This is a genomic window from Bacillus sp. FJAT-18017 (assembly GCF_001278805.1).
GTDB lineage: Bacteria > Bacillota > Bacilli > Bacillales > Cytobacillaceae > Bacillus_D.
On sequence record NZ_CP012602.1, the window covers coordinates 3,775,675 to 3,801,920 of the forward strand.

20 protein-coding genes are annotated in these 26,246 nt (G+C 42.1%); 4 read left to right on the top strand and 16 right to left on the bottom strand.

Annotation, left to right across the window (positions count from 1 at the left end; translation table 11 throughout):
• Window positions 1-10: 10 nt before the first annotated feature.
• The 7 genes from AM500_RS17600 to AM500_RS17630 form a co-directional block, all read right to left on the bottom strand.
• Entirely contained in the window at window positions 11-901 is an 891-nt protein-coding gene (locus tag AM500_RS17600; protein WP_053600388.1) for a carbohydrate ABC transporter permease, read from the bottom strand.
• On the bottom strand, window positions 888-3,830 hold the full coding sequence (locus AM500_RS17605) for an extracellular solute-binding protein (RefSeq protein WP_053600389.1): 2,943 nt from the start codon (window positions 3,828-3,830) through the stop codon (window positions 888-890). The genes AM500_RS17600 and AM500_RS17605 overlap by 14 nt, the downstream gene beginning before the upstream one ends.
• Before the next feature lie 25 nt (window positions 3,831-3,855).
• Window positions 3,856-5,238 carry an ABC transporter substrate-binding protein gene (locus AM500_RS17610; protein WP_197282612.1) on the bottom strand — a complete coding sequence of 461 codons (1,383 nt, stop codon included), beginning with the start codon at window positions 5,236-5,238 and terminating at the stop codon, window positions 3,856-3,858.
• 110 nt (window positions 5,239-5,348) lie between these two features.
• A complete protein-coding gene (locus AM500_RS17615; RefSeq protein WP_053600391.1) occupies window positions 5,349-7,715 on the bottom strand; it encodes a beta-galactosidase in 2,367 nt (788 codons plus the stop codon).
• A 15-nt stretch (window positions 7,716-7,730) separates the two neighbouring features.
• Window positions 7,731-8,702, bottom strand: a complete 972-nt coding sequence (locus tag AM500_RS17620; protein WP_053600392.1) for a LacI family DNA-binding transcriptional regulator — start codon at window positions 8,700-8,702, stop codon at window positions 7,731-7,733.
• A 230-nt stretch (window positions 8,703-8,932) separates the two neighbouring features.
• On the bottom strand, window positions 8,933-9,430 hold the full coding sequence (locus tag AM500_RS17625) for a DUF1854 domain-containing protein (protein ID WP_053600393.1): 498 nt from the start codon (window positions 9,428-9,430) through the stop codon (window positions 8,933-8,935).
• A complete protein-coding gene (locus AM500_RS17630) occupies window positions 9,430-11,616 on the bottom strand; it encodes an ABC transporter ATP-binding protein (protein WP_053600394.1) in 2,187 nt (728 codons plus the stop codon). Before AM500_RS17630 ends, AM500_RS17625 begins: the two co-directional genes overlap by 1 nt.
• A 242-nt stretch (window positions 11,617-11,858) precedes the next feature.
• On the opposite strand from AM500_RS17630, the gene AM500_RS17635 reads away from it, so the two are divergent.
• Window positions 11,859-13,322, top strand: a complete 1,464-nt coding sequence (locus tag AM500_RS17635; RefSeq protein WP_082347433.1) for a sulfatase family protein — start codon at window positions 11,859-11,861, stop codon at window positions 13,320-13,322.
• Window positions 13,323-13,369: 47 nt separating this feature from the next.
• On the opposite strand, the gene AM500_RS17640 is transcribed toward AM500_RS17635, so the two are convergent.
• The gene (locus AM500_RS17640) at window positions 13,370-14,641 is read right to left on the bottom strand and encodes an anaerobic sulfatase maturase (RefSeq protein WP_053600396.1); all 1,272 of its coding nucleotides are present in this window, start codon (window positions 14,639-14,641) and stop codon (window positions 13,370-13,372) included.
• 171 nt (window positions 14,642-14,812) lie between these two features.
• Between AM500_RS17640 and AM500_RS17645 the strand changes: the two genes are divergently transcribed.
• Complete coding sequence (locus AM500_RS17645; protein WP_053600397.1) at window positions 14,813-15,583, top strand: endonuclease/exonuclease/phosphatase family protein; 771 nt, start codon at window positions 14,813-14,815, stop codon at window positions 15,581-15,583.
• Window positions 15,584-15,687: 104 nt separating this feature from the next.
• On the opposite strand, the gene ahpF is transcribed toward AM500_RS17645, so the two are convergent.
• Window positions 15,688-17,217 (bottom strand): alkyl hydroperoxide reductase subunit F, encoded by a 1,530-nt coding sequence (ahpF, locus tag AM500_RS17650; protein ID WP_053600398.1) that lies wholly within the window; start codon window positions 17,215-17,217, stop codon window positions 15,688-15,690.
• Between the two features lie 15 nt (window positions 17,218-17,232).
• Window positions 17,233-17,796: an alkyl hydroperoxide reductase subunit C gene (gene ahpC / locus AM500_RS17655; RefSeq protein WP_053600399.1), complete on the bottom strand. Its 564-nt coding sequence runs from the start codon at window positions 17,794-17,796 to the stop codon at window positions 17,233-17,235.
• Between the two features lie 605 nt (window positions 17,797-18,401).
• Between ahpC and AM500_RS17660 the strand changes: the two genes are divergently transcribed.
• Window positions 18,402-18,626, top strand: coding sequence for a hypothetical protein (locus tag AM500_RS17660; protein ID WP_156319843.1), 225 nt, complete (start codon window positions 18,402-18,404; stop codon window positions 18,624-18,626).
• A 42-nt stretch (window positions 18,627-18,668) separates the two neighbouring features.
• Window positions 18,669-18,845 carry a hypothetical protein gene (locus AM500_RS25910; protein ID WP_197028336.1) on the top strand — a complete coding sequence of 59 codons (177 nt, stop codon included), beginning with the start codon at window positions 18,669-18,671 and terminating at the stop codon, window positions 18,843-18,845.
• Between the two features lie 395 nt (window positions 18,846-19,240).
• On the opposite strand, the gene AM500_RS17665 is transcribed toward AM500_RS25910, so the two are convergent.
• The 6 genes from AM500_RS17665 to AM500_RS17690 all read right to left on the bottom strand — a co-directional run bounded on the left by AM500_RS17665 (window position 19,241) and on the right by AM500_RS17690 (window position 26,195).
• Complete coding sequence (locus tag AM500_RS17665) at window positions 19,241-20,071, bottom strand: carbohydrate ABC transporter permease (RefSeq protein WP_231688027.1); 831 nt, start codon at window positions 20,069-20,071, stop codon at window positions 19,241-19,243.
• Complete coding sequence (locus tag AM500_RS17670; protein WP_053601772.1) at window positions 20,068-20,955, bottom strand: carbohydrate ABC transporter permease; 888 nt, start codon at window positions 20,953-20,955, stop codon at window positions 20,068-20,070. The genes AM500_RS17665 and AM500_RS17670 overlap by 4 nt, the downstream gene beginning before the upstream one ends.
• A 109-nt stretch (window positions 20,956-21,064) precedes the next feature.
• The gene (locus AM500_RS17675; protein WP_053600401.1) at window positions 21,065-22,360 is read right to left on the bottom strand and encodes an ABC transporter substrate-binding protein; all 1,296 of its coding nucleotides are present in this window, start codon (window positions 22,358-22,360) and stop codon (window positions 21,065-21,067) included.
• 28 nt (window positions 22,361-22,388) lie between these two features.
• The gene (gene gcvPB / locus AM500_RS17680; RefSeq protein WP_053600402.1) at window positions 22,389-23,963 is read right to left on the bottom strand and encodes an aminomethyl-transferring glycine dehydrogenase subunit GcvPB; all 1,575 of its coding nucleotides are present in this window, start codon (window positions 23,961-23,963) and stop codon (window positions 22,389-22,391) included.
• A 15-nt stretch (window positions 23,964-23,978) separates the two neighbouring features.
• On the bottom strand, window positions 23,979-25,373 hold the full coding sequence (gcvPA, locus tag AM500_RS17685; RefSeq protein WP_053600403.1) for an aminomethyl-transferring glycine dehydrogenase subunit GcvPA: 1,395 nt from the start codon (window positions 25,371-25,373) through the stop codon (window positions 23,979-23,981).
• 48 nt (window positions 25,374-25,421) lie between these two features.
• Window positions 25,422-26,195: an SDR family NAD(P)-dependent oxidoreductase gene (locus AM500_RS17690; protein ID WP_053600404.1), complete on the bottom strand. Its 774-nt coding sequence runs from the start codon at window positions 26,193-26,195 to the stop codon at window positions 25,422-25,424.
• Window positions 26,196-26,246 lie beyond the last annotated feature (51 nt).

Here is a 26,246-nt window from a genome sequence, read left to right on the forward strand (position 1 = left end):
CTCCCAGTTGTTAATCCTTTTCTCCAAACAGCCTCCACGCCACTTTTGAAAATGCATATACTACGATAAGCAGAACAACTGAAATAGCTGCAGCATATCCCATTTCATACCGGATGAATCCATAGTCCTCCAGATGATTGACCATTAACTGACCCGCGTATTGAGGCGTTGGGTTTGCCCCTGAAAGGGCAACGCCGATTGCACCGGCCTGGAATGTTCCTACAACAGCCATTACCGCACCGAACAGCATCTGTGGTTTCATCGACGGGATGGTAATGTAGATAACCTCCTGGAACCGATTTCTTATTCCATCTATATATCCAGCTTCATAAATTTCCGTATTGATGTTCAAAATCCCTGACAGCATAGCCAGGAATCCGACACCCATGCTCCCCCAGAGCGTAACGAAAATCATGATTTTCATAAGGTATTCTGGAGACTGGAGCCACTGAATCGGCTCAAAGAGTACACCCATCGTAATCAGGATACTGTTTAAATATCCGGTCTGGTCCCCGCTAAAGATAATGGTCCAGACGACAGCCATAGCCACACCTGCAGTCATTGAAGGAGAATAAATGATCAATGCAAGGAGTGTCCTTAATTTGCTTGGTACCTGTGCTAGTGTCCATGCAAGTATAAAAGAAAGAATGTACCCGCCTGGTCCTACTATTAACGCAAAAGTCAGCGTATTAGGGACTATTCGTTGCATAAAGACTTCATCTTGTGTGATCAGGCTGACATAGTTGCTCAACCCGATAGGCTTTGGCGTTTCGATTGCGTTGAAGTACGTAAACGACAACAGAATCGCCGCAACGACTGGGATTATGATAAATGCCGTAAAAAATAGAATATATGGACCAAGGAAAAACCATTGGCTTAGGTCCCGCTTAGTTTTCTTCATTTTCTTCGCCTGCCCAACTTTCCACCTGCTCAATGGTAGGGATTGGATATGGCTTCACGACCTTACCGTTCTTCATATAGCCAAACTCCTCCATTTTGCGGGAAATCTCTCTATCAATTGCGATGATTGAATCGTCTACAGCAGATCTCGTATTCTCACCATCAAACACGATCCGATTCCATATGTTACTTAGTTCACGTTCTACCATGTAAGCTCCAGGGGTTTTCGGTACCTCCTGCAAATATTCCCATTGCTCTAAAATGGTCTCTTTGTGTTCTTCAGGCCATGGCAGTTCATTGAAAGCTTCCAAGTTGGCTGTGTTCCACATATATTCTGGCCCGTACAGTGTTTGGAGGCTTGATGCATATTCTGTTTGCGTTTCAGTGGACATCCACCATTTTAAAAGCTCCCATGACTTCTCTTTATCTTTAGTGCCCTTGAAAATCATTGCGGACTGGCCAGATCCTGTTGCCCACCGCTCAATTGTTCCATCCTCCTGCTTCACCCCAGGGTGAGGGGTGATGTCCCACCATCCGGCAATTTCAGGCGCGGCAGATGTCAATTGGACATAGGTTGTGAAATTTGAAATCCCTATCGGCATAGTGGCATACCTGAAGTGATTGTAAAAATTCGGAACCTGAAGCGGCAGACTGTAAATCGTATTGAGTTCTGCCATAAACTGAATACCCTTCAACGCTTCCTCCGTTCCAATCGCTGTTCTCATCCCATCTTGTTCATAAAGGTCTCCCTGGAACTGATAAATATATGGAGCGGTTGTTTGAAATGGCTTGAAACCACCGGCGCCAGAAATCGGAGTGTAGTAATTCATACCGAATCTTTGCAGCTCCGGCAATATATTTACGACTTCTTCCCAATCATCAGGAACGGGAAAATTCATCGCATCCATGATGTCTTTCCTATAAAACTGGACAAAGAAATCCTGTGTCTCCGGTAGAGCATAAACAGAATCCTCTATCATTAACGGTAGGAATGCTCCTGGTGAAAACTTCTTACTAAAAGCTTCGAAATCTTTGAATTGATGCAGGTCAACGGCCGCTCCACGGATGGACAACTCGTAAGGGAGCCAGTTGCTTATGCCTAGGGCAACGTCAGGCTGTTTATTTGCGGCACTAGATAAAATCAATTTGGATTCGTCAGGCATTAGTGAAAACTTAACGGGAATACCCGTTTCAGGGGTAAACGTCCTGTCGGCTAAATTCTGCAGCTGCTCCACATATTGGCGGGGGCGATTGACCCATATCTCAATCGTTTCATCGTCTGTATTGTCAACAGTGTAATTTCCTGATGTAAAGGAAAGTGCAAAGCGTTGAACGCTGCTCCATGCCTTTTCAATAAAATTAATCCTTGCCGCCGGAAGTTCTAGATCCCCATGAAGGTAAAAGCGATCTACAAGAAGCGGCTGTTTCGGCAAATCCACCAATAGATTACCAAGGAGCTGAGCTACTGAGGAGGATCCTTCTGACAGCTCCGTCATCCTATTCGGGATTTCATCCGGTTTCTTGCTCAATTCCTTAAGTTTTTGGACAGCCAATTGAAGGGAAACGATTTCGCTGGAATCGTTATCTGTATCACTTAAACTTTTTAAATAACTTCTTTCTTCATCCAAAATTACGGCCCACCGCTCGACACGGTCCTTAATATCCGGGATATACTCGCTAATTTTCCAACCACGGGCACGATTTGTTTGGTTGCCTGTCAACTTTTTAATAGAAAGAGAGAGTGCTTCAATTTCCTTCATAACCTCATTTGTTGTATGAACTACCCTTTCAATTTGGGAAGCATCTGCTTCCAGGCCAATAGTGTGGTTGCCTTTAGTCAAATAAAAGAGGAACGGCTCGCCTTTTTGATCTGACAGAGTCACATTTGACCACTTTTTGTTAAATTCGAATGTATAGGGAGCCACTTCCGAAAAAGGTATTTGGCCATCAATCGATACCTTTCTAAAAACAGGTGCCCCGGTGTTTTTATTCTGCTGGACTTTAAAGGTCAATTGATAAAAACCGTCTTTTTCAATTTCTACGTTCCAATTAACACTCTGGCCGCTCGTTGCCCATGAGTCCCCGCCAAGGGTATTCAATAATAATGTCTTGGGATTGCTTGGCACGGCAGAAGCGTCAGTAGAAGCAAATGGCCTAATGTATGAGCTGTTTTTCGTATAATTCGTTTCGGCCTCGTTAATTATTAAATCCTTAACTTGCTTGCCCTCGTAATTCTTCACATACTCGTTATATGAAGGAAGAGTTGTAACCGAAGTCACCGTAAGTTTTCCAAGGAGCATTTCTCCCCGCAAATTGGAAAGCTCAATCACGTTTGTTCCTTTTTTCAATAAGTACTTCAATGCGCCTGGCTGCAAGCCACTTGCATCCTCGGCTTTAGCGCTTCTCCATTTGTTTACAGTTAGTTGCTGCGGGATGATTTCGTTGCCAAAACGGTCTTTCTCAAAATCATCTGTTTCGTTCTTCCACTCGACTGGGAAAACGATACGCCTGCTTTCATAATAAGGGAACTTTCCGTTTACCAGGATTGCGCCCTCTATTGGAATAACCTTGTTACTCAAAGGGTAATAATCAAATGAAAGTTCGTATAAACCCTCTTTAGGCACTTGAATTTCATATGTTACGGATTGCCGATTATGCCAATAGAAAACACTATCCCCATATCCTTTGCTCTCAGAAGCTGTCAAAAGATCCTGTTTGTCACTTCCAATTGAATTGGAAGAAGGGACGGACACCTCAAAATTCGAGGCGTCCAGAACTCCTTGCTCCTTCCATTGTTCAAGGACGGAATGATAGCGTTCTTCTACGATATTTTCGGCCGGCACTGTTTCATTATTGTCAGCAGATGCAAACCCGTGTGGAAAGATGAAGAACAGCACCATTACCGAATATATAAGTATCTTAGACTTCATACTATCAACCTCCCAAATTCCTTGGCTACTTCCCTTCTAAAGCTGCCGCTGCTTCAGCGCTCTTTTTGTCAGCCAATTCGTCCAATTGTTTCGCATAGTCTTCAACTTTCAATTCTCCCTTTACGAAAGCATTGACAAGCTGAGCTGTATTTGCATTTTCCGCTTCAGATGTTTTCACGCCAGTAAGTGCTTCCCAACGTGCATCAACATAACCAGGTACGATCTTAACAGGTTCAACAATTGCTTTATCTAAATTCTCATATGCTGTGCGGATGCCAGGTACATCAAGAATTGAAAAGAATTCATCAAGTACTTCTTTATCTGTTGTAATTGGCAGTGTATTCAAAGCCTTGCCTTCTTTATCAGCGATTTCCAAACGTTTCATGAATCCTTCTTTGCCAAAAGACATGAATTTAGCAAACAAGTACGCTTCTTCTGGATGCTTGCTAGTTTTTGAAATTCCCAGGTAGTCATTTGCAATTGCTGTTACACCGCCAGGCAAGCCGATGAAGTCCCACTCGAACCCAGCCTTTTCACTGATGTTTGACGCTGCCCAAGTACCATCCCACCAAAGGCCAATGCTTCCCGCAAGCCAGTTTTCATTTCCTTCTTTACCTGTAAACTTGGCCTTCTGATCTTCTGTTAACGTGTCATAAGCATAACCGTTCAAAACAAATTCCTTCGATACATTTACACCATTGATATACTCTTTGCTATCAAGCGCGTATTGTCCATCCTTCAATGTGTACCAGCCCATATCAGGATTCACTGCAGATGGATACCAGTCTACGATGGTGAAAGGATTGTTAAGTCCAACTACCCCGTTATTTACATTTGTTACTTCTTTTACTCCGGATACGAAATCTTCAACTGAAGAATCGAATTCAGGATGGTCAAGGTTTGCTGCATTGAAGACATCCTTGTTTACAAAGTAACCCAGGAAATGCTGCGCAGCTGGCAGTGCAACCAGCTTGCCGTTAACTTCAGCGGAGTCCCTGACAATTTCCGGCACTGCTTCAAAATCCTTATCTTTTGATGCCAATTCAGTAACATCCAATAGCCAGTCATTTGATAATGCTAGAGGAATCTGTGGCAATGCAAATACATCCGGCATTGTTCCGCCACTCGCTGCTGTTGCCAATGTGCCATTCCAATCACTTGTATTAACTGTTTCATTGAGTTCGATTTTGATATGTGGGTATTCTTCCTTGAAGGATTCAAGCAACAAGCGTTCCAAATTGTTTTCTTCTTCCGTACCCAAATTCCAGTTGGCATAGGAAAGAGTTACTTCTTTTTTCTTTTCAGTTTCGTCTTTTTTGTCTGAGTCAGCTTTTTCTGCATTGTTACAAGCAGCCAGAGTAAAAACGACAGTAAATGCAGCAAGAATAGAAACTAGCTTCTTTTTCATAAATGACTCTCCCTTAAAATTTTTAGGTTTTGTGCTGTGAAGATAAATGTTTTCCTTTAATAACAGCATAAATCTGTTCCTGGGACGGTTTGACTGAGAGTCCCTTTCCGTTACTGCTTGCGCTGGAACTTAATCGTTTGTTTATCTCTGTTTGAGGTTACCACCACCTTAAATTGTTCATGATTTAGGTTTACGAGTTTTGTTGTTTCCGATAAAGAAGGAACCCATTCTGAAGAATTGAAAATGAACTCTTCCTCTTCCTGAGTGACCCTAATAGTCAAAAGAAGCTCGTCCTCATTTTCTTCAACTCTATATATCTCTCCAGTTCCATAGGAAATGGTTAAACCTTTTTGCAATTGAACATCCACTGGAAGCATTAGCCCTGTTCGAGGAGGAACAACAAGTTTCTTTCCTCCAAAAAGCTCCTGTCCTTCATACCTGAATGAAGTAACTTTCTTGTATTCATCAAAATTTTGAACAAAGAGAAATTTGCCTCCATCTGAATCCTGCCGAACCGTAATATCAAGTTCTTCCTCAATATTGAACCTGCTTGATATACCTGCTTTCTTCGCAAGCTCAATGACACAGTCGAATTGATGGTTGAAATTGAACTCCATTCCAATCCCGAACATGATGATTTTTCCTTTTCCAAGCTGCTTTTCAAAAGCAATTGTGTTTCGGTCCGTATCTTCGCTCCAAGCAAAAGCTCCGTCCTGGATATTATAAGTTTCCATATACTCAGCCTGTACATTGTCTACTTCCCCAATATGAGCAAAACCCCGGGTTTTATGACCTGAAACTTCAACACCGATAAAATCCTTCAACACGGTACAAGGCTCGTTTTTCATCGTTTTAATAGGCATTGTTGGGAACATGATCAACTGGCCGCCATTTTCGATATAGCTGACAAGCTTTTTCTGAACTTTTTCGTCCATCCACTCAGTTGTGAACATCCACAAAACCGGAACTTCATTAGGGGTAATCTCGGCTTCATCCATAACGTTGACGCCTTCAAAGATGATGTTATTCGTTCTTAGTCCCTTAGCGATTCCGTTATAGAAGTATACTTCCCGTCCGTGCTGAAGCTTGTCCACCATGCTTTTTGTATGTTCATCATAGAATTCTGTCATGTAATAATCAGGATAAAAACCAAGATGGGTGTCAATTACTTGCTTTGTACGAGAAAGTGGTTGTTCAAATGTTTTGAACATTTCACCTAGATGTTGAATGACAAAGTAGTGAGGCCGTCTTTCACCTTTAGTTGAGAGTGGTGCCTGCCATTCATGACGTCTTCCAAACAGGCCGATATTTTCGTAATTCTCACCACCAGCAAACATGTAATAATTGACGCCGTTCATCCCATCTGCAACACAAAGCCTAGTGGTCAAATCAAACGTTGTCGGCTGGAGCCTTGGTTTATCATGAATTGAGCCACCCTGGAATTCTGCCGAAAACAATGGTTGTTCTTTCCATTGAATAGCCTTCGTAAATGCATTAGCTAGAACGATATCAATGTAGTTATCGTATTCAATGTTTCCTATATAGTAATCACCCGCCATCAATACGTTTTCAATTTTCGCTGCTTCCAAAAGCTGTGAAAGCCCGATTGGATACATCGTGCCCCGCTTCAGAATATCAACAGTGTGAAAACCATGGACATTGACGACGAATGGAACATTGATTCCTTTTGCTTCTGCAGAATGTTTCAGAATCTCCAGGAATTTACGATAGTGCTCCCGCAAGAACAACCCAAATTCATTTCTGAGGGCGTGTGCGTTTATTGCATCAGGTTTTTTGACGGCTAAATGTGAAACCTCGTTCATTTTGTTATAAGGGACTTTGAAAGTATTTTCAAAGTTGTCGTATGTATATTTGTCCTTTAAATACTCTTCAAATTGGGTTAACGTCGCTTCATTATAATCAGGCTGATTGGTGACCCAATGGAACATTCCTACCTCGTTATCAATTTGAAAAAGAATGACCGGTCCACCATTCGTAACCTGGTAAGGTGAAATAACTTCACAAACCTCGCTATACCAGTTCTCAGTTTTTTCAAGGAAAACGGGATGCGTATAACTAGCTACCCTTGTCGGATGGTTATTACCATCATTTGTTTTAGCTACAGCTTCCGGATACTTGTCAATGAACCAGGTAGGAACTCCGTGATCAACAACTTCAGCCATCACATAAGGGCCTGGCCGAACAAGGCAATACATTCCTTCCTCGTTTACGAGCCGCAGAAATGTCTCCAAATCTCTCTCAGGCAAGGTTCGCCCAGTCAGATCAACTTCACCTTCTTCGAATTCATGAAAAATCCAGGGTACATAGGTGCTGATCATATTTGCACCCGCCTCTTTTATCAGGCGGATCCGGTTTCTCCACTCCCCTTTTGGAACCCGGAAGTAATGAAGCTCCCCGCCAAAAAGAATGACGTCTCTTCCGTTAATGACTACTCTTTCATCCTTGATTTGAATCATATTCCCACCTCGAAATCATCCAGAATTTCTTGACATTAATTCAATCCTTAACGGTTCCGGTACATAATCAAACTGTTTATCAAGGAGTTTAAATAATGTTTGGGCGGCAATTATCCCCCACTCTTTCCGAGGAACCCTTATTGTTGTTAAAGATGGGGTGAAATATTGAGCAACATAAATATCATCAAAGCCAATGACTGCGATATCCCCAGGTACATCCAGCCCCTTTTCCTTTACAGCCCTTATTGCTCCCATCGCCATCTCATCATTGGCGCATACGAATGCGCTCGGTAAATCGCTGCCCATGCGCTCCAAGTACTCACTCATACTTTGATAACCACTTAACTCGGTAAAATCCGCTCTCAGGATATCCTGTTCCTGAAAACTTAGTTTTTGTAGCTTAAGCCCTTCCAAGAAACCGTTAAACCGGGATTCGCCATCATACGATAGCTGTGAACCCGAGATAAAGCCAATCCTTTTGTGCCCTTTATCAACAAGATAGTCCACGACTCTGACCGAGCCCAGGGCATTTGGAAGGAGGATATTCCTTATAAACGGGCTCTTCACCTCCCTGTCCATGACAATCAGTGGAAGCTTTTCATTTGCTATAGATAGGAGTAATTCATCATCCATATGGAAATTCAGAATAATTGCTCCATCCACATAGCGTTCTATCAGCAACCGGTGCTTATCGACTGAAGCGCATACAACCAACTCATATCCGTTCTTTATGACTTCATCCTGAATGCCTTCAACCATTTCCGAGAAAAAAGGTCCTGTAAACCCACTCAGAAACAAGCCAATAATATTAGTCTTCCTTTCCTTTAGGTTTTTTGCCAGCCCATTCGGGCGGTAGCCTATCTCCTTTACAACCTCCAGAACCTTTTGCCTAGTTTCTTCTGAAATAAGGCTGCTGCCATTTATTGAATAAGACGCAGTAGAAACACTGACACCAGCCTGTTTTGCCACATCTTTTAACGTTACCACCGTTCTCCACCCTCTAATTGAAACGTTCCAATTTAATAAAAATCTCAATCCATTTTCTTTTATTGAAACGTTTCAATAGAGTCGTAAAAAAATATTTATAAATCTATCTTTTTAACTTTGAAACGTTTCAATAACTCTATTATAAATTCGAAGGAAAACGTTTTCAATAGGGTTTTTGAAAAAAATTAAAAAGTTTGTCGAATTTGGTAAAACTGTGATTTAGTACAAATTTATATAATTTTTTGCAACTCAATGCGGCTATGGGTATCGAGTAACTGAGTATTTGGAATTTCACAGCGTTTCCCGTCCATATCGGTAATAACAAGTCTATCTCGTCCAATGAACTGAATATGCTCATGGATATTCGGCATAATCAGCTGCACGTCCCCACGGTCAGTCTCAAGTTTAAACAGCCAAAGTCCCGTTTCTTCGCTTATAGTCTTCACTTTCAAAACAGTAGGAATTATATAGCGTATACGGAGTTCTTTCTTTACTTCAAGCCTACTCTCCTGATCGAGTTCCTCTATGTCGCGAATTACCCCAAGCTCTTGCTCACTTTTATGCCAGACGGATATGAACATTGCCGGCTTTTTAAAAGGAAAAGCCTGATACAGCGTTATCCCCGAATAAGAAGTACCATCTATAACAGCACACAGGATTCCTCCAGGGTTTCGCTTAAAGGAAATGTCATTTGGCTCGAATATGGTAATGTCAAATGGGTCTTTCATCAAACCTCAACTCCTTTTATTTTTGACAATTCCTTTTGAGCCTCCACCAATTTAAAATATATTCCTTTTTCATTGAGCAATTGGTCATGTGTCCCAACCTCTGCTATATTCCCATTATCAATAACGACAAGCCTGTCCGCATTCCTTAGTGTCGAAAGACGATGGGCAATTGCGAAAGTAGTTCTTCCCTTTACAAGGCGGGAAATCGCCTCCTGTATTTTCCGTTCCGTTTCGGTATCAACAGAAGCAGTCGCCTCATCTAAAATTAAAATCCGTGGGTCATGAAGAATGGCACGAGCAATCGCAATCCTCTGCTTTTGCCCCCCGGATAAACGTTGTCCGCGTTCCCCTACCTGTGAATCATACCCATCTGCCATTTTTACAATAAAGTCGTGAGCATTGGCGATTTTAGCCGCCCTCATAATTTCTTCCGGAGTAGCATCTGGCTTTGAATAGGCAATATTTTCAGAGATAGTCCCCGCAAACAGGAATGTTTCCTGCAGGACAACACCGATATGTTTGTGCAAATCCTCTTGTTTAATATTTCTCAAATCGATTCCGTCAATCGTTATCTTTCCCTCATCGGGATCATAAAAGCGATTAATCAGGTTGATCAATGTCGATTTACCTGCCCCAGAATGTCCTACAAGACCGATCATCTCACCTGGCTGGACTGATAGATTTAGATTTTTCAAGTTGGGATTATGTTTTTCGTATCCAAAAGTTACCCCTTCAATTTTTACGGCCCCTTTCACTCTCTGTAAGGATACAGCCTCCCGGCTATCTGGTACTTCTGATGCAGTATCCATAATCTCAAATATACGGTCGGCAGCCGCTATCGCCTGGCTTAGCCAGTTAATCATTTGATTGAACCATTGCAGCGGCCCAAAAAAGATCCCCAAGTAAGCAACAAATGCCATAAGCGTACCAAGTGTAATCTCTTCCCGCAGAACGGAAGCGCCCCCAAAATACCAGACCATGAGGATACCTATACCTGTCAGGAACGAAAAAAGCGGGAAAATTGCTTGCCACATTCCATCCGTTTTGATTGTTTGTGCAATAAGTTTGTCATTTCCAGCCATATATCGATTTCTTTCCTGGGCCTCCTGGCCGAATGCCTTAACAACCCGAATGCCTTGGAGTGAATCACCTACGACAATATTTAAACGATTTATCGCTTGCCATTGCTTATACCAAAGGGTGTTAATTTTTGGCCAGATTTTCAGAGAAAACAGGATAACTATTGGTGTTGGCAGGATTGCAAGCAGCGCAAGCTTCCAACTCAAACTGAACATAAGAAACACAATGGCAATCAACATAATGAATTGCCCGCCTATCCATAGGATCCCGTCTGTCAGAAACTGCCTGATTGCCTCTGCATCACTATTAACACGCCCGATAAATTGAGAGGTCTGTCTCCGGTCAAAATAGCTGAGTGACAGCTTCATCAAGGATTGGTAGATATCTTTGCGGATATCTCCCATGATGTTACTGCCAATCCAAACACCCAATATACCTCTTAGCGTTTGCATTACGGTTAGAAGCAAACTGGTTACACCGAGTGCAAGGACAAAGGTTCCCAACGCCCCGCCAAAGTCTCTTGGTTGAAGGACATCATCAACTATGATTTTGGTAATGTAAGGCGGTGCCAGCTCCAACAGTGTTGCCATAATGAGCAGAATGACCGCTATAATCGTTTTGTTTCGATAAGGCTTGGTATAGGTAAATAAACGTCGTATTACTTTCTTCTTGTCCACACAAACCGGACAAACACTCGAACCTTCCTGGAGCGGCCTTTTACAGCCTGGGCAAATCCTTGGAAAATCCTTGGAAGAGATGACAGGGATCGGCTCATTATTCACCAGGCTGATAATCATTTTTACCGCAAATGAAAATGTACTTGTCAATGATGAGGTAAAACGAACAAGGGCGACATCTTCATCTTTGTACGTTTCTATTACTAGACAGCCTCCCCCTATATAGTGGTCCAAAATAGCCCCTTGGATATAAGCAACGGGGATTTCTTTCAGCAACCTCCCGTCAGTTCCATACACCGCAACCTTTACCTCATCAATAACTAACCAGTTTCCCTCAAAATTGCCCTCCTCGTTTATGTCTGCTTTTGCTGAAAATAACACAGGCCTATCAAATACAATGTTTTTTGGAAGTGAGTCAAGTACGGGCATAAGACCTCCTATAAAGTTATTTTTGATCCTCATTCTTTAAAGATGAATCGGTTCTAATTATATTTTCAAAATAGTCAGTTAACAAGCCCCTATTTTAATTCTTTTGTCGTTATAGATAAGTAGGGGATGTCACGTGCATGACTATTTATTGAACTATCAATATTTTCTGTATATAATCGAGTGAAACGTTTCGATAATTTTGGAATAATTTTTTACTAATCTGGAAAGGAAGTATAATGGGAATGAAGATTCTTTATATCGATGTGGATTCCTTAAGACCTGACCATATAGGTGCATACGGCTATCATCGTGACACAACTCCAAATATTGACAGCCTTGCTGAGCGCGGCGTCCGATTTACAAATTATTATGCATCTGACGCACCGTGTGCTCCTTCACGGACAGCACTGTTCAGCTCTCGTTTTGGAATACATAATGGTTTGGTCAATCATGGAGGGACCCAAGGTGATGTTAGAAGAATTGGACCTAATCGGCCTTTTAACTATCATCATACGGAATATCAGGCATGGGTGGATAAATTAAGATTCAGAGACTTCCATACTGTAATGATTAGCCCTTTTCCCGGGCGGCATGCGGCTTGGCACGTGACTGAAGGATTTCTTGAAGTCCATGATACAGGTAAACATGCCGGAGAGACTGCGGGTGATGTTTCGAAGGAAGCAATCCGATGGATAAAAGAAAAAGGCTCTGAAAAGGAAGACTGGTTCCTCTATCTTAACTTTTGGGATCCACATACTCCTTACCGAACGCCGCCGGATTATGGGAATCCTTTTAAGGATGATCCGCCACCAGAGTGGCTCACGGAAGAAATAATCGCTAAGCAGCGTGACAGCTATGGACCAATGGGGGCACGAGACTTGATTCAGAGAAACCTATGGCCCGGCCTTCCTAAGGAAATTGCTTCCCGAGAAGATTTCAAAAAATGGATTGATGGCTATGACACAGCCATCCGACATGTCGATGACCATATAGGAGTGTTATTTGACGCTCTTGAAGAACAAGGGATATTAGAGGAAACCATTATCATAATTTCAGCCGATCATGGGGAAAACCAGGGTGAACTGAACATTTACGGCGACCATCAAACCGCAGACCATATAACAAGCCGAATTCCGTGCATCATTGCCGGGCCTGGAATCAAGCAAGGCCATACAGATGAGGACTTTCATTATCAAATCGACTTCGGCCCGACCGTTACTGAGCTAGTTGGCAGTGAAGTGAGTAAAAGATGGGATGGCGTGAGCTTTTTGCCTGCCATCACGAAGGGCGAATCTGCTGGGCGTGAGTATCTTGTAGTCAGCCAGCAGGCATGGTCATGCCAGCGTTCGGTCCGTTTCGATAACTGGATGCTAATCCGTACCTATCACGATGGATTAAAGGAATTCCCGGACATCATGTTATTTGATATTGATCAAGATCACCATGAGACAATTAATCTCGCGGATGAACGCCCTGATGTGGTCGGCAAAGGACTGCGGCTCTTGGATGGCTGGGTAGCGGAACAGATGAAAATCGCTGACATCCCTATTGATCCAATGTGGAATGTAATTCACGAAGGAGGCCCATTCCATACTAGGGGAGACTTCACCCTGGACGGTTATTTGGATAAACTTCGTAATGAGGGGCGCAATGCTGCTGCAGAGCGATTGGAGCACCGCTATCGTCCGGGAAAATTTACAGTCTAGTTATCTGCTGACAATAAAAAGCATTGGAGAATTTGCTCCAATGCTTTTTATTTATTTGATGTGCTGACAGCTTTAAGAGGCTCACAGCATTTTTTGAATTTTTTTCCGCTGCCGCACACGCATGTATCGTTTCGGTCCGGCAGTTTTAAGCCTGTTTCAATATACTCCTGCAGCCAGCGCCTTTTTACGTTTTGCGCCACAATTTCCATTCGATCATGCGCATAGGAATAGATTTGTTTGTAGCTTTGGCAGAAATAATCCACATCCACAAGTGTTTCATCTTCCCCAAAACTCCACGTCCGATTCCGCGGGCATCCACCGTGGCAAAGATTGATATATTTGCAGCTTAGACATTGTTTCGGCAAGTTGGGTTTAAGTTTGAGGAATTCATCATAAAGTGGGCTGTTTAAGATATCTGTTAAATTGTCACTTCCTACATTGCCAAGCTTATACTTGTCATTGATAAAAAAGTCACAAGGATAGGCATCGCCATTTTGTTCAAGGATCAATGTTTTGGGACATGACTTACGGTGAATGCACAGTTCTGCTTCACGGTGAACATAAACGTTCAGCATATTATCGAAAAAACGGACAGATGTCACCGGCTCACCATCGTTATACCAGACATCAAAGGCCTCGCAAAGGAAGTTTCCATATTCAGCCGGAGTAATCAAATACTCACCTTTTGCATCCGTCTCCTGAGCCCTAAAATCCATACCTGGTATAAACTGCACAAATGAAAACTTTTCTTGCTTATAAAATTCCATTAACTCCCTTGCTTCTGTTACATTGCCTTCAAGTATGACTGTAAGGATATTAAAATCAACATCATAGTTACGCAGGGAGGCAATTCCCCTCATAACACGGTCATAGCTGCCTGCACCTGAACCAGTGACACGTCTTGAGTCATTTATTTCCTTTGGCCCATCAAGGCTTACCCCAACTAAAAAATTATATTGTTTTAAAAACCGGGCCCATTCATCATTGATTAAAGTGCCGTTTGTTTGTAACGAGTTACTGATCATCGTATTGGGAGGCGCATACTTTGCCTGAAGCTCGACAATCCTTTCAAAAAAATCCAGGCCTGCCAGCAATGGTTCCCCCCCTTGCCAGGCAAATTTGGCTACTCCGTTCGATAGTTCCATGTATTCTTTTATAAACTTTTCAAGTACAGCATCATCAATCCGGTCAATCCTACCCGGTTTCCCTCCACAACGGCTGTAATAGCAGTAATCACACGCTAAATTACATGCTTCCGAAACCGTTTTCCACATTACACCGATATTTCCATTATCGGATGTAAGGCATCCTGCTGACATCTGTTTTCCCCCTTTATGTCCAAGCTGTAACTTCCATTGCCCAATTTACAGAATATTAATGTTCAAGAACTTTTTTCTATTGTAACATTCTTGCTAAAATATAAATGCGTTATTTGCCAAAAGTCAGACAGACTGCACTTACTAGTAAAAAACTGCAAAAAAGGAGACAATATGGACTTTCCAATTATGACTTTTAATTTACGAGTGGATATTCCAAGTGACCATGAAAATAGCTGGAAATATCGCGCTGACAAAGTTGCAGCAATGATTGCAAAACATAACCCTGTTATTTTTGGAATACAAGAAGGGCTTTCTTACATGTTGAATGGAATAGTCGATCGTCTGCCTGCCTATAAATGGATTGGACAAGGCCGTGATGGCGGGGAAAAAGGAGAATACTCAGCAGTCTTGTATCATCAAGATATTTTGTCAGTTATTGATCAAGGGCAATTTTGGTTATCTGAAAAGCCGGAAGTAGCTGGCAGTAAAAGTTGGGGAACAGCTTTTCCTCGCGTATGTACATGGGGACATTTCCAATTCGTAAAATGTCCGGGGAAGGAGTTTTACTTCTACAATACTCACCTGGATCATGTAAGCCAGGAAGCTAGGGAAAAAGGAATTCAATTGATTTGGGATTTTATGTTCTCCTATGATGCAAAAACAAACCCAACGTTTTTAACGGGAGATTTCAATGTAAACGCCGACAATAATGTCATTAAGTTTTTGCAGAGTAAAAATAATCTGGTTAATGCTTATAGCATTTTCCAAGGTGAGATTGGCTTAACTTTTCATAGCTTTTCAGGTGGAGCATCCGGAGAACCAATTGATTATATCTTTGCAACAAAGGATGTCGAATTCAAAAAAGTCTCAGTTGATAGGAGCAAGATACATGGTGGCTTTCCATCCGATCATTACCCGGTAATTTTAACGGTTACCATATAAAATCCCACTTCTGCCGTCCACCTTCACTTGTAAAAAAAACCGCTTGCGGTTAGCAAGCGGTTTCCTGTAACTCTCCTACAAAGCTGAAACAGCTTGGGGACAGTTTAGTTGCGAATGAGATAATCGAATGCACCCAACGCTGCGGTAGCACCTGATCCCATCGAAATGATGATTTGCTTGTACACACTGTCGGTACAATCTCCTGCAGCAAACACGCCTGGGATGCTGGTAGCACCGTGCTTGTCTACTACAATCTCACCGAATCGTGTGCGCTCAAGTGAGTCTCCAAGCCAGTCAGTGTTTGGAACAAGACCGATCTGTACGAACACGCCTTCGAGCTCAACATGATGCTCTTCCTCTGTTTCACGGTCAATATAGGAAATTCCGTTGACTTTGTCTGTTCCGGTAATTTCTTTTGTTTGAGCGTTCTTGATGACAGTCACGTTTGGAAGGCTGAAAAGACGATCCTGAAGAACTGTATCGGCTTTTAGCTCTGACATGTATTCAAGTACTGTTACGTGCTTCACAATGCCTGCCAGGTCAATTGCCGCTTCAATTCCTGAGTTGCCGCCGCCGATTACAGCAACGTGCTTTCCTTCAAATAATGGGCCGTCGCAATGCGCGCAGTAGGCCACACCTTTGTTTTTAAACTCAGCTTCGCCTGGAACGCCGACATTCCGCCAGCGTGCACCAGTTGAAAGAATAACGGTCTTGCTCTTCAGCACTGCCCCATTTTCGAGCTGAAGTTCGATAAGGTCTTTCTTTTCAAGGCCAACAGCACGCTGAAGGTTCATGATATCAACATCGTACTCTTTCACATGCTCTTCAAGGGTGGCAGCAAGCTTAGGACCTTCTGTATATTTGGTGCCAATGAAGTTTTCAATGCCGAGTGTATCCATTACCTGGCCGCCAAAGCGCTCAGCGACAATACCGGTGCGAATGCCTTTACGCGCCGCATAAACAGCTGCACTTGCACCAGCTGGACCGCCACCGACAACAAGCACATCAAATGGCTCTTTATCAGCGAATTCGGATGCATCCGGAGCACTGCCAATTTTGGAAAGTATTTCTTCCAAGGACATGCGGCCGCCCCCGAACGATTCGCCATTAAGAAATACGGTAGGAACAGCCATAATGCCTTTGCTTTCCACTTCTTCCTTAAATGCTCCCCCATCGATCATCGTATGAGTAATCCCAGGGTTAACAAGGCTCATTACATTCAATGCCTGGACAACGTCAGGACAGTTATGGCAAGTCAGGCTGATATAGGATTCAAAATGATATTCACCCTTAATGCTTTTCGCCTGGTCAAGCAGCTTCTGGTCCACTTTCGGAGCCCTTCCGCTAACCTGCAGGAGAGCGAGAACAAGGGAAGTGAATTCGTGTCCAAGCGGAATCCCGGCAAAGACGATTCCAGTGTCTTCACCAATACGGTTGACACTAAAGCTTGGAGTTCTCTCCAATTCTGCTTTCTCTACTTTAATTCTCGGTGACATGGTTGCAAGTTCATCAACGAGAGCCAGCATGTCGCGAGATACATCATCAGACCCTGCACTTACTTTTAACAGTACATCCCCCTCCATCATCTGGAGGTATTGTTCCAATTGTGCTTTAATATCTGCATCTAACAACATGTTTTATCGTGCTCCTTAAATTTTACCTACTAGGTCAAGGCTAGGCTTAAGTGTTTCTCCGCCTTCCTGCCATTTAGCAGGGCAAACTTCGCCTGGATTGTTGCGTACGTATTGTGCCGCTTTAATTTTGTTTACAAGCGAGCTAGCGTCACGGCCGATACCATCTGCATTGATTTCAACAGCTTGAACAATGCCGTCCGGATCAATGATAAATGTACCGCGCTGTGCAAGTCCTTCTTCTTCATCAAGAACATCAAAGCCGCGGGAGATCTTTTGGGAAGGATCGCCGATCATGATGTACTCAATTTTGCCGATTGTATCAGAATTGTCATGCCATGCTTTGTGAGTGAAATGTGTATCAGTAGAAACGGAGTAAACTTCAACTCCAAGGTCTTTTAGTGTTGCATATTGGTTTTGAAGGTCTTCTAGTTCAGTTGGGCAAACGAATGTGAAGTCAGCTGGGTAGAAGCAAACAACACTCCATTTACCTGTGAAGTTTTGTTCAGTTACATCGATGAACTCACCTTTTTGGTAAGCTTTTGCAAAAAATGGCTGTACTTGTTTTCCGATAAGAGACATGTATAGTTCCTCCTTCAAATTCTTCGGTGATGTGTTATCACTTTCACAACTCATTATTATAAAATAATTATTGTTTGTCAAGAATAATGCTAAATAAGCAATGTTTTTAATACACAGCAAGTGTTAATCCCATAAAAGAGGCGGTCCTTTGCTTTAAATCAGCATAGAACCGCCTCTATTTTTCATTGCGGAATTCCCTTAATTTGCGGACTAAATTATTGCTGACTATATTATTATCGTATCATTCGTTCTCATTTATGCAAGCAATTGGACTTTGAACTAATAATCCACCATAAGCTAAAGTGACCGGAATTTTGGTTGGAGAAGAAAACCATTTAAGACAATATGGCTGCTCTGGATTAGTTAATTGTTGACTGGCTTTTCTGGTGAGTTATTCTTCCCTATTCTCATTAGCGAATTCATGTAAGGGCACTTTTAACCAAAATGAACCGGAAAAACCAGATGTATTAAAATTACGGAGCATTAATGAAACAACTTTTCGGGAATAATGGTAAAATAGAAGGTAAGGATTAATACCTTGGACAAATTTCTGAAAGTGAATTGGAGGAAGGAAGTCACTTTTGTCTACTATGGCGAAAAGGAGAATGATGATGACTACAATGACTACACTCACTTTTGCGAATAACCAAAAGGAATTGGACCGAAAGATCGAGCAAATCACGGAAAACCACCAAAGACTAAATCCGGAAAGCACCGTGGAGATTTCTTATGTAGACCCCAAGTTAAATGAAATTCATTTTCTTCCTCATCACACGACCCAATTATTAATCGGAATAAAAATACTGGATAAGGCCGATCAAGACTTTTAACAAAGAGAAACGCGTTACATATTGCAAAAGAGGTGTTAAGTATTGTCTGGAAAAAACAAGTATCAAATTGGAGATAAAGTAACGATAAAAGCAACTGATGAAACAGTAACAATCAGTAAACTTATGTTTGTAAAAAACATGAAGAAGTATTCTTATACCATCAAAGAAAATCCTTCTACTTTTTACTTCGAAGATGAGTTAGTTAAAAAGGACATTTAAACAAAGCACACTTAAAGCTACACATTTTCAAACTCAGTATGATATACTGAAAAAGCCTTTTAGCAAAAACCTTTTCCTTTACCGGAACCATCTCCCTACTCGTACTTTGAGTAGGGTTTTTATTTAGTAGGAAACTCAAGAAAAAGAAAATTAAACCTTGTCCTCCCATTCACCGAATGTTAACGTTCGGTATGCCGGCGACTTTTACAAGCTTCCATGTCACACCGGACACCCTTGCCTTAAACCAAAACACCCCCATGGTTATTAAAATCTCATTCACACAAAAGAACTCGGCCACGATTTTACAAGTGACCGAGCCCCACGTAGATGGCAATATTCTTTTTAATCGTAAAAAATACTCCATATATTAATGTTTACAACTTCCAAATTTAAAATTATTCTTTTACCGCCCCACCTAAAATCCCGGAAATAAAATGTTTTTGCAGCATTAAGAAGAAGATCATGATCGGTATCGTGGATAATGTTGTCCCTAGCATTAGCTGCCCATAATCAATCCGGGCCATACCAATTAAACTAGATAAAGCGACCGGCAACGTGAACATATCGCTGGAATTCATCGTTATTAGCGGCCAGAGCAAACTGTTCCATTGGGACATAAACAGGAAAATGGCAACTGCCGCGAGTGCCGGTCTCGTAACAGGAAAAATAACAGAAAAGAATATCTTAAGCTCACCTGCACCATCGACTCGTGATGCCTCAATAATCGAGTCTGGGACAGCCTTCATATTTTGCCTCATCAAATAAATTGCAAAAGGTGAAGCCAACGTTGGCAGAATAATCGCCTGATACGTATTAAGCCAATTAAAGGAAACCATCATTTCAAACAACGGAATTAAGGTTACCTGGGAAGGAATCATTAATGTACATAAGATAATGAAGAAAAACAACTGCTTTCCTTTAAACTTAAATTTTGCAAAGGCATAGCCTGCCATTGCACTAATCAATGTTCCAAAACCTGTATAAACAAGGGCAACGAACAAGGAATTCCAAAAAATTCTGCCTATGTTTAAAGATTCATTTAAACTCTGGAAGTTTTCCGCCAGATGTGTCCCTGGAAGCAGCTTGGGAGGAAGATGAAACAACTCTCCTGAAGGCAAGGTCGAACCAACAATCATCCAATAAAAAGGACCAATAGATAGCAGGACACCAATCATCAATAAACCATACAACACAATTTTTGAAACCAATTTCCTGGATGCAATCACTCATCATCACCTACCAGTTTCATTTGAATCCATGAGACAAAAGCTGTAATCATAACTAGGACATATGCAATTGCCGAAGCATAACCAAAGTCAAAAAACTTAAAGCCAGTTTCATATAAATAGAGAGTTATCGTCATTGTAGCTGCATTTGGCCCGCCATTTGTTAAAATGAACGGTTCATCAAAAAGCTGCAGAGTTCCAATTGTTGACATGACAACAGTAAAAATAAAGACGGGCTTTAATTGAGGGATTGTAATCATGAAAAATTGCTTTATCTTGCCAGCCCCATCAATACTCGCTGCTTCATATAACTCTGAAGGAATATTTTGCAGGCCTGCAAGAAAAATGACCATATTATAGCCTGTCCATCTCCAAGTCATAACAAGAATGACGGACATTTTTGCCCAAAAAGGTGTATTCAGCCATGAAATAGGATTAACCCCAATTAAGGACAGAAAATAATTAATAAGCCCAAACTGTTCGTCCAATAAAATCATAAAAACAATCGACGCGGCAACAAGAGCTGTGATTGATGGCATAAAATAAGAAATCCTAAAAAATGCTTTCCCCTTTAACATAGAAGAATGAAGTCCTACCGCAATCAACAAGGCGAAAAAAAGCATAATTGGGACCTGGATAACCAGAATTTGAAATGTGTTTATGAGTGACTTATAGAATATTGGATCCTGAAACAACCTTATGTAATTGGCTAAACCTACAAATGTTTTTTGAATGCCGCGCACTTCCTGAAAGCTTAAAATAAATGAAGAAAAGAATGGATAGACGGTAAATAATAAAATGAGAAGAAATGCAGGTGCAAGAAAAAAATAAGGAGCACTTCTTGGAGTTATTAAAGGCTTTTTCGTTTTTACCTCAATGTTCATTACCGTTGTTGTAACCTTTTCAGTTTGGTCCACCGGTGTCGCCTCCTGCCTTTATAAAGTGATAGAGCTGAGAGGATTGGCATACAACCTCTCAGCTCTTTTCCTTTACCTATTTTTTAGTTTCATTTTCAAGCTGCTTCCCGGCATCTTTTAACGCCGATTTAACAGGTTTATTTTCCAGTAATATTGCCGCCTGGGCATTGCTATTCAAACTGCTCGCTTTAGCAAAATTTTCATTAACATGAATTTCAGGTACCTGATCTACAATATCAGCAAACTTTTTGAAAATTGGACTATTATTAAAGTACTCACTATTGCCTGTAAATTGAGGGGCACTATAGGTTTCTTTCAATGATGGAAACAGGCCATATTTTTCAAATCCCAACAGCTGTGAATCTTTGTCGGTTGTAAAAAATTCAACAAAGGCATAAGCTGCAGATTGATTTTTGCTTGTAGAAGGGACCAAAAGCGATGAGCCTCCCACATTCGCATATCTAGTGCCGCCTTCTTCAAAGCCTGGCAGATAAAAAACGTCCCATTTACCCTTTAAATCTGCTGCCTGGTCCATGATAGTGCCTGCATACCAGACACCATAAGGTATTGTAGCAACACTGCCATTTACAGTTGCCGTTACAATCCCATCCCAACCTTTATTGTTTAAAATCAAATCCTCGTCATGAAGCTTTTTGATTACTTCCATCGCTCGGATCGCTTCCTCTGATTGCAGCGTAATATTCCCTTCCTTATCAAAATAGGAGAGGCCCTGCTGCTGCATCATCATCTGAAAGACGCCATCGTAATTTGGGATATCAATTGGGAGTAACTTCGCACCCGTTGCTTCCTTAATCTTTTTTCCGGCTTCGATATAGTCATCCCATGTTTCAATAGAGTTAGGATCAATATTTGCTTTTTTAAAATAATCGACACGATAGAACACTCCTGCCGGCCCAATATCCCATGGCGCGGCGATAAAATTTCCATCCTTATCCTGAACTGCAGCTACTTTAGCGGGGTTGAACGAATCTTTGTATTTGTCATAACCCAATTCATTCAGTTTTAAAAATCCTTCAGGAAACTGATAAAGGTAACCCGGTATCCGCTCATCTTCCATTAATACAACATCAGGCAGTCCAGAACCTCTGGCTGCAAGGCCGACTGTTAACTTATCATATAGATCGGAGCTGTTAAAATCCTCTACTTTTACTTTTACATCAGGATGTTTTTCCTGAAACTTGTCTACTGCTTCTTTCATCGTAGCAGCAGCCACATCCCATCCCCAAATAGTAATCGTCCCCGATGGATTCTTTGAATTTCCTTTGTTCCCTTCATCGCCAGATGCATTATTGGAGCATGCAGATAATAAGACTAGAACCACAACCATCAGAAACGATACGTACTTTTTCATATTACAGCCCCCTATTTTCTATAAACATTTACTTAGCTGGTTCATATACTTCTGTCTTTTTTAAATAAGAACGCCAGGTAATGCACCATTTTTCAGGGTTATCTAGAAAATCTTGCTCGTCCATTTTATGAATTGTACTATTTTGAGGTGCAGCCTTAACTATTTCCGGATTTTCATACGCTTCTTTTGATATCTGTTCCAATGCATAAATGTATTCATCCAAATCCTCTTTGGAGTAGGATTCGGTCGGTTCAAGGGTGAATGGCTGCTTTACGATATATGGATGGTGGCTCGTCCAGTAATGGAGTCCAAAATCAGCCATTCGCAGCGTAACATCCTCGGTTGTAACACCTGTTTCTCTCGTCAGCTGCTCCCAGCTATAGCGGACCTGCTCAAGCCGGTGCCCTTTTATATATGGCGCTCCAGCCCCGCGAATTGCCAATACACGATGGTACATGTAGTTATTATTCAATACAGCAATTTTCGCTACTTCCTTCAGCCCCTCAGCTCCAAGTGACCGAATCCAGGCATATGCTCGAAGCACTGTTTGGGCAACTCCATGGAAGGAGCGGACCTTTCCTACCGAGTGTTTTAAATCATAACAAAGCGTATATCTCCCGTTAGAAGATTCAACAATTGGTACAGGTAAATACTCTCTCAGTTCAGCGGTTACCCCTAGTGCACCCGTTGCCGGTCCTCCGCACATATGTGGTGCAGCGAACGTTTTATGAAGGTTAAAGAAGCACATATCAAATCCTGCTTCTTTCGCCCTTGTAATCCCCAAAAGTCCGTTTGCATTTGCCTGGTCATAAAAGCAAAGGCCGCCCGCCTGATGGACGATATCCGTAAACTCTTTAATTCTTGGATTAAAAATCCCCGTATCTTCAGGGTTGGCAACTACAAAACCTGCCGTTCTTTCGGATACTGCCGCTTTCAGCTTCTCGATATCAGGAAACCCATTTTCATCGGGGTGCAGGGTAATGATTTTATAACCTTTTACAGCCGCGGTTGCCGCCTGGGATGGATGGGAGAATATCGTTGTAATGATTTCATTGCGCTGCTCCCCTTCCCCCCTTTGCTCGTGATATTTTCTTACGATCGATGCCATTGCAAATAGTGCCTGTGTCCCGCTGCTTGGCTGGAATGAAAAGTAATCCATTCCGGAGATTTCCCTCATGCATAAATCCAGCTTGTGAAAAATTTCAAGCATTCCCTGAACTGTTTCCTCGTCCTGAAGCGGATGAAGTTCTGTCATTTTTGGATCACGGACAAGCATTTCATTAATTTTGGGAATATATTTCATCGTACAGGTTCCCTGTCCGATTTCCACGTTAAAATCTGAACCAAGAGTTTCCTGGGACAGTCTTAGGTAATGCCGTAGAACGCGTGCTTGACCGATTTCCGGAAGATTCGGCTTAGCTTTCCTCCTCATTGCTGCCGGAATTGCCGAAATGCCATCCCCAACTGCCATTACTACTTTTTCATTGGCTGGCGGGAGTTCGACGCCCTTTTCACCAGGCTGATGAAGTTCAAAAATAATTGGTTCATTCCATTTTGCCTGATGAAAATCACGGGTTTTACTTGTGCGTTGAATCCTTTTCATTGTCATAACTCCTTTCTATTTCGCAGCAGATACAATTTCATGAATGGATTGAACAAGATAATCAATATCTTCCTTCGTATGAACCTCAGTTACACAAAACAAAGCTGCCTGGCCAAATTCAGGGAACTCCTGTGAAAGATCCTTTCCTCCAAAAATTTTCCTTTCCAGCAATTGTTGATTAATCTCACTAGCTTGAAGGCCTGAGTTATTAAAATCTACGATGAATTCCTTAAAAAACGGCGAAGCGAGGCGGGATCCTTTTATACCCTCAATCTGATTTAATTGTTGGACTGCATATTGGCTATTTTGCATGATCGTTTGACCAACTTCCTCAATGCCATCAGGTCCTAGCAATGCTAAATATACGCCCGCGGTTATCCCCCATAGTGCGGTCTGGGTACCAACCGACTCCTTTCCATTTTCCCTTTTCGCGAAGGATGTGCGGTCGTAGGCGACATCTCCAAACCCATACTCACCTTCCTTTACGGTCGGGACAATCCCAAACAACCGGGAAGGGTATTCCTGAACAAACTTCACCTCATCACGGGTTGCAATGAAACCAGCCTGCCCGCCGCTATAATTCATGTGCATGCCAAGCGGCTGCAAATCGCCGCATACGATGTCGGCTCCGTAGTGGCTAGGTGGCGCAAGCACTCCAAGAGATATAGGGTCAACACCCACGACCAGAAGTGATCCGTTCCTTTTTAATAAAGATGAAATCTCTTCACCCTGTTCCTCGATAAACCCAAGATAGGAGGGATTTTCAAAATAAATGGCTGCAACATCGTCAGTTAATTTTGCTTTCAAATCTTCCAAATCCATTGCGCCCGATTTTATGTTAAAGCTGATAAACTCGAATTCTAGCTGTGGGGTTCCATAATTAATGATAATTTTGCTCCGCTCAGGGGCTACCGTCCTTGCCAGCAAAACCCTATTCCTTCCGGTAATCCTTCCAGCCATCCTGATTGCAGTAGCTGCAGCTTGTCCCCAGTCAAATGTAGGTACATTAACAACATCCATGTCAACCAGTTCAGCTACCAGGCTCTGATATTCAAAAAGAGACTGAAAACGCCCATGATCCTCGTAAGGTTCTCCAGCATATGCTGTTAAAAATTCCGAACGCTGGTTGATTTCGTCACAAACAGCCGGGATAAAATGCTGCCAACAGCCGGCTCCAAGAAAATTGATAAATTCCTTAGTGCTTGTATTTTTATTGAGGACTCCTTCTATATGCCGCCTCAGCTCATACTCTGTTAATGCCGGCGGCAAGTTTAGCGTTTCCTTAAGCTGGAGCTCTTGTGGAATGCCTGCATATAAATCCATGATTGATTCCGCTCCAATTACCTTCAACATTTCAGCTTGAACTTCCGGTACCATGTTTGGTATGTAAGGATGAACCTTCTGTCCCATCTTCAATTCCTCCTAACAATCTAGTGGTTTTGATTACTTTGAAACTAGCTAAGCAAGCCCGCCTCCATCGACTATTAAATCTGACCCGCTTACCCATGTTGATAAATCACTTGCCAGGAACAACACTCCATTAGCAATATCTCTTGGTGTCCCAAGCCTTTCTAACGGCCGGCCTTTTGCGGACGATACAAGGAAAGCCTTTTCTTCCTTGTTTAGTTGTCTCGCTTCATCCCTCAAAAGGGGAGTATCCGTATCTCCCGGGCAGATGCAATTTACCCGGATATTTTGCGGCCCATGGTCTATAGCCATTGCTTTGCTCAAATTCACGACACCCGCTTTTGCTGCGCAATAGGCAGCCGCTTGGTCTCCGCCCTTTATCCCCCAGCCTGAGCCAGTGTTAATAATGCTTCCACCCCCGCCGCTGGCCATTAGCGGGATTAAATATTTTGATAGGAGATAAATTCCTTTAAGCGATACGTCAATGACCAAATTCCAATCTGATTCATCCAAATCTACTACTGATTTCCTTCTGATCACACCTGCATTGTTAAAAAGAACATCTACTCGTCCATAGTTTTCTTCTAGGTAATTTCTGACTGATATGCAATCGGAAGCTTTTGTCACATCACAACGGAAGAAATCAACTTTATAGTTTTTCATTTGCAGGTCCGCCGCTGCCTTTTGTCCTTTGTCTTCGTTAATATCCAATAAAACAACTTTTGCTCCGACTTCAGCCAGAAGTGTGCCTGTTGCCAGTCCAATTCCTGATGCTCCCCCTGTCACTACACAAACCTTATTTTCCAAGCCAAAGTAATCCACCATATTGATTCATCCCCTTCAAAATGTTATATATATGACTTGAAATTATGTATC

Excerpts from the sequence above, each read along its gene's own strand:
- AM500_RS17600 (WP_053600388.1), bottom strand. The coding sequence starts at position 901 with ATGAAGAAAACTAAGCGGGACCTAAGCCAATGGTTTTTCCTTGGTCCA.
- AM500_RS17605 (WP_053600389.1), bottom strand. The coding sequence starts at position 3,830 with ATGAAGTCTAAGATACTTATATATTCGGTAATGGTGCTGTTCTTCATC.
- AM500_RS17610 (WP_197282612.1), bottom strand. The coding sequence starts at position 5,238 with ATGAAAAAGAAGCTAGTTTCTATTCTTGCTGCATTTACTGTCGTTTTT.
- AM500_RS17615 (WP_053600391.1), bottom strand. The coding sequence starts at position 7,715 with ATGATTCAAATCAAGGATGAAAGAGTAGTCATTAACGGAAGAGACGTC.
- AM500_RS17625 (WP_053600393.1), bottom strand. The coding sequence starts at position 9,430 with ATGAAAGACCCATTTGACATTACCATATTCGAGCCAAATGACATTTCC.
- AM500_RS17630 (WP_053600394.1), bottom strand. The coding sequence starts at position 11,616 with ATGCCCGTACTTGACTCACTTCCAAAAAACATTGTATTTGATAGGCCT.
- AM500_RS17635 (WP_082347433.1), top strand. The coding sequence starts at position 11,859 with ATGAAGATTCTTTATATCGATGTGGATTCCTTAAGACCTGACCATATA.
- AM500_RS17640 (WP_053600396.1), bottom strand. The coding sequence starts at position 14,641 with ATGTCAGCAGGATGCCTTACATCCGATAATGGAAATATCGGTGTAATG.
- AM500_RS17645 (WP_053600397.1), top strand. The coding sequence starts at position 14,813 with ATGGACTTTCCAATTATGACTTTTAATTTACGAGTGGATATTCCAAGT.
- ahpF (WP_053600398.1), bottom strand. The coding sequence starts at position 17,217 with ATGTTGTTAGATGCAGATATTAAAGCACAATTGGAACAATACCTCCAG.
- ahpC (WP_053600399.1), bottom strand. The coding sequence starts at position 17,796 with ATGTCTCTTATCGGAAAACAAGTACAGCCATTTTTTGCAAAAGCTTAC.
- AM500_RS17660 (WP_156319843.1), top strand. The coding sequence starts at position 18,402 with ATGATGATGACTACAATGACTACACTCACTTTTGCGAATAACCAAAAG.
- AM500_RS17670 (WP_053601772.1), bottom strand. The coding sequence starts at position 20,955 with ATGAACATTGAGGTAAAAACGAAAAAGCCTTTAATAACTCCAAGAAGT.
- AM500_RS17675 (WP_053600401.1), bottom strand. The coding sequence starts at position 22,360 with ATGAAAAAGTACGTATCGTTTCTGATGGTTGTGGTTCTAGTCTTATTA.
- gcvPB (WP_053600402.1), bottom strand. The coding sequence starts at position 23,963 with ATGAAAAGGATTCAACGCACAAGTAAAACCCGTGATTTTCATCAGGCA.
- gcvPA (WP_053600403.1), bottom strand. The coding sequence starts at position 25,373 with ATGGGACAGAAGGTTCATCCTTACATACCAAACATGGTACCGGAAGTT.
- AM500_RS17690 (WP_053600404.1), bottom strand. The coding sequence starts at position 26,195 with ATGGTGGATTACTTTGGCTTGGAAAATAAGGTTTGTGTAGTGACAGGG.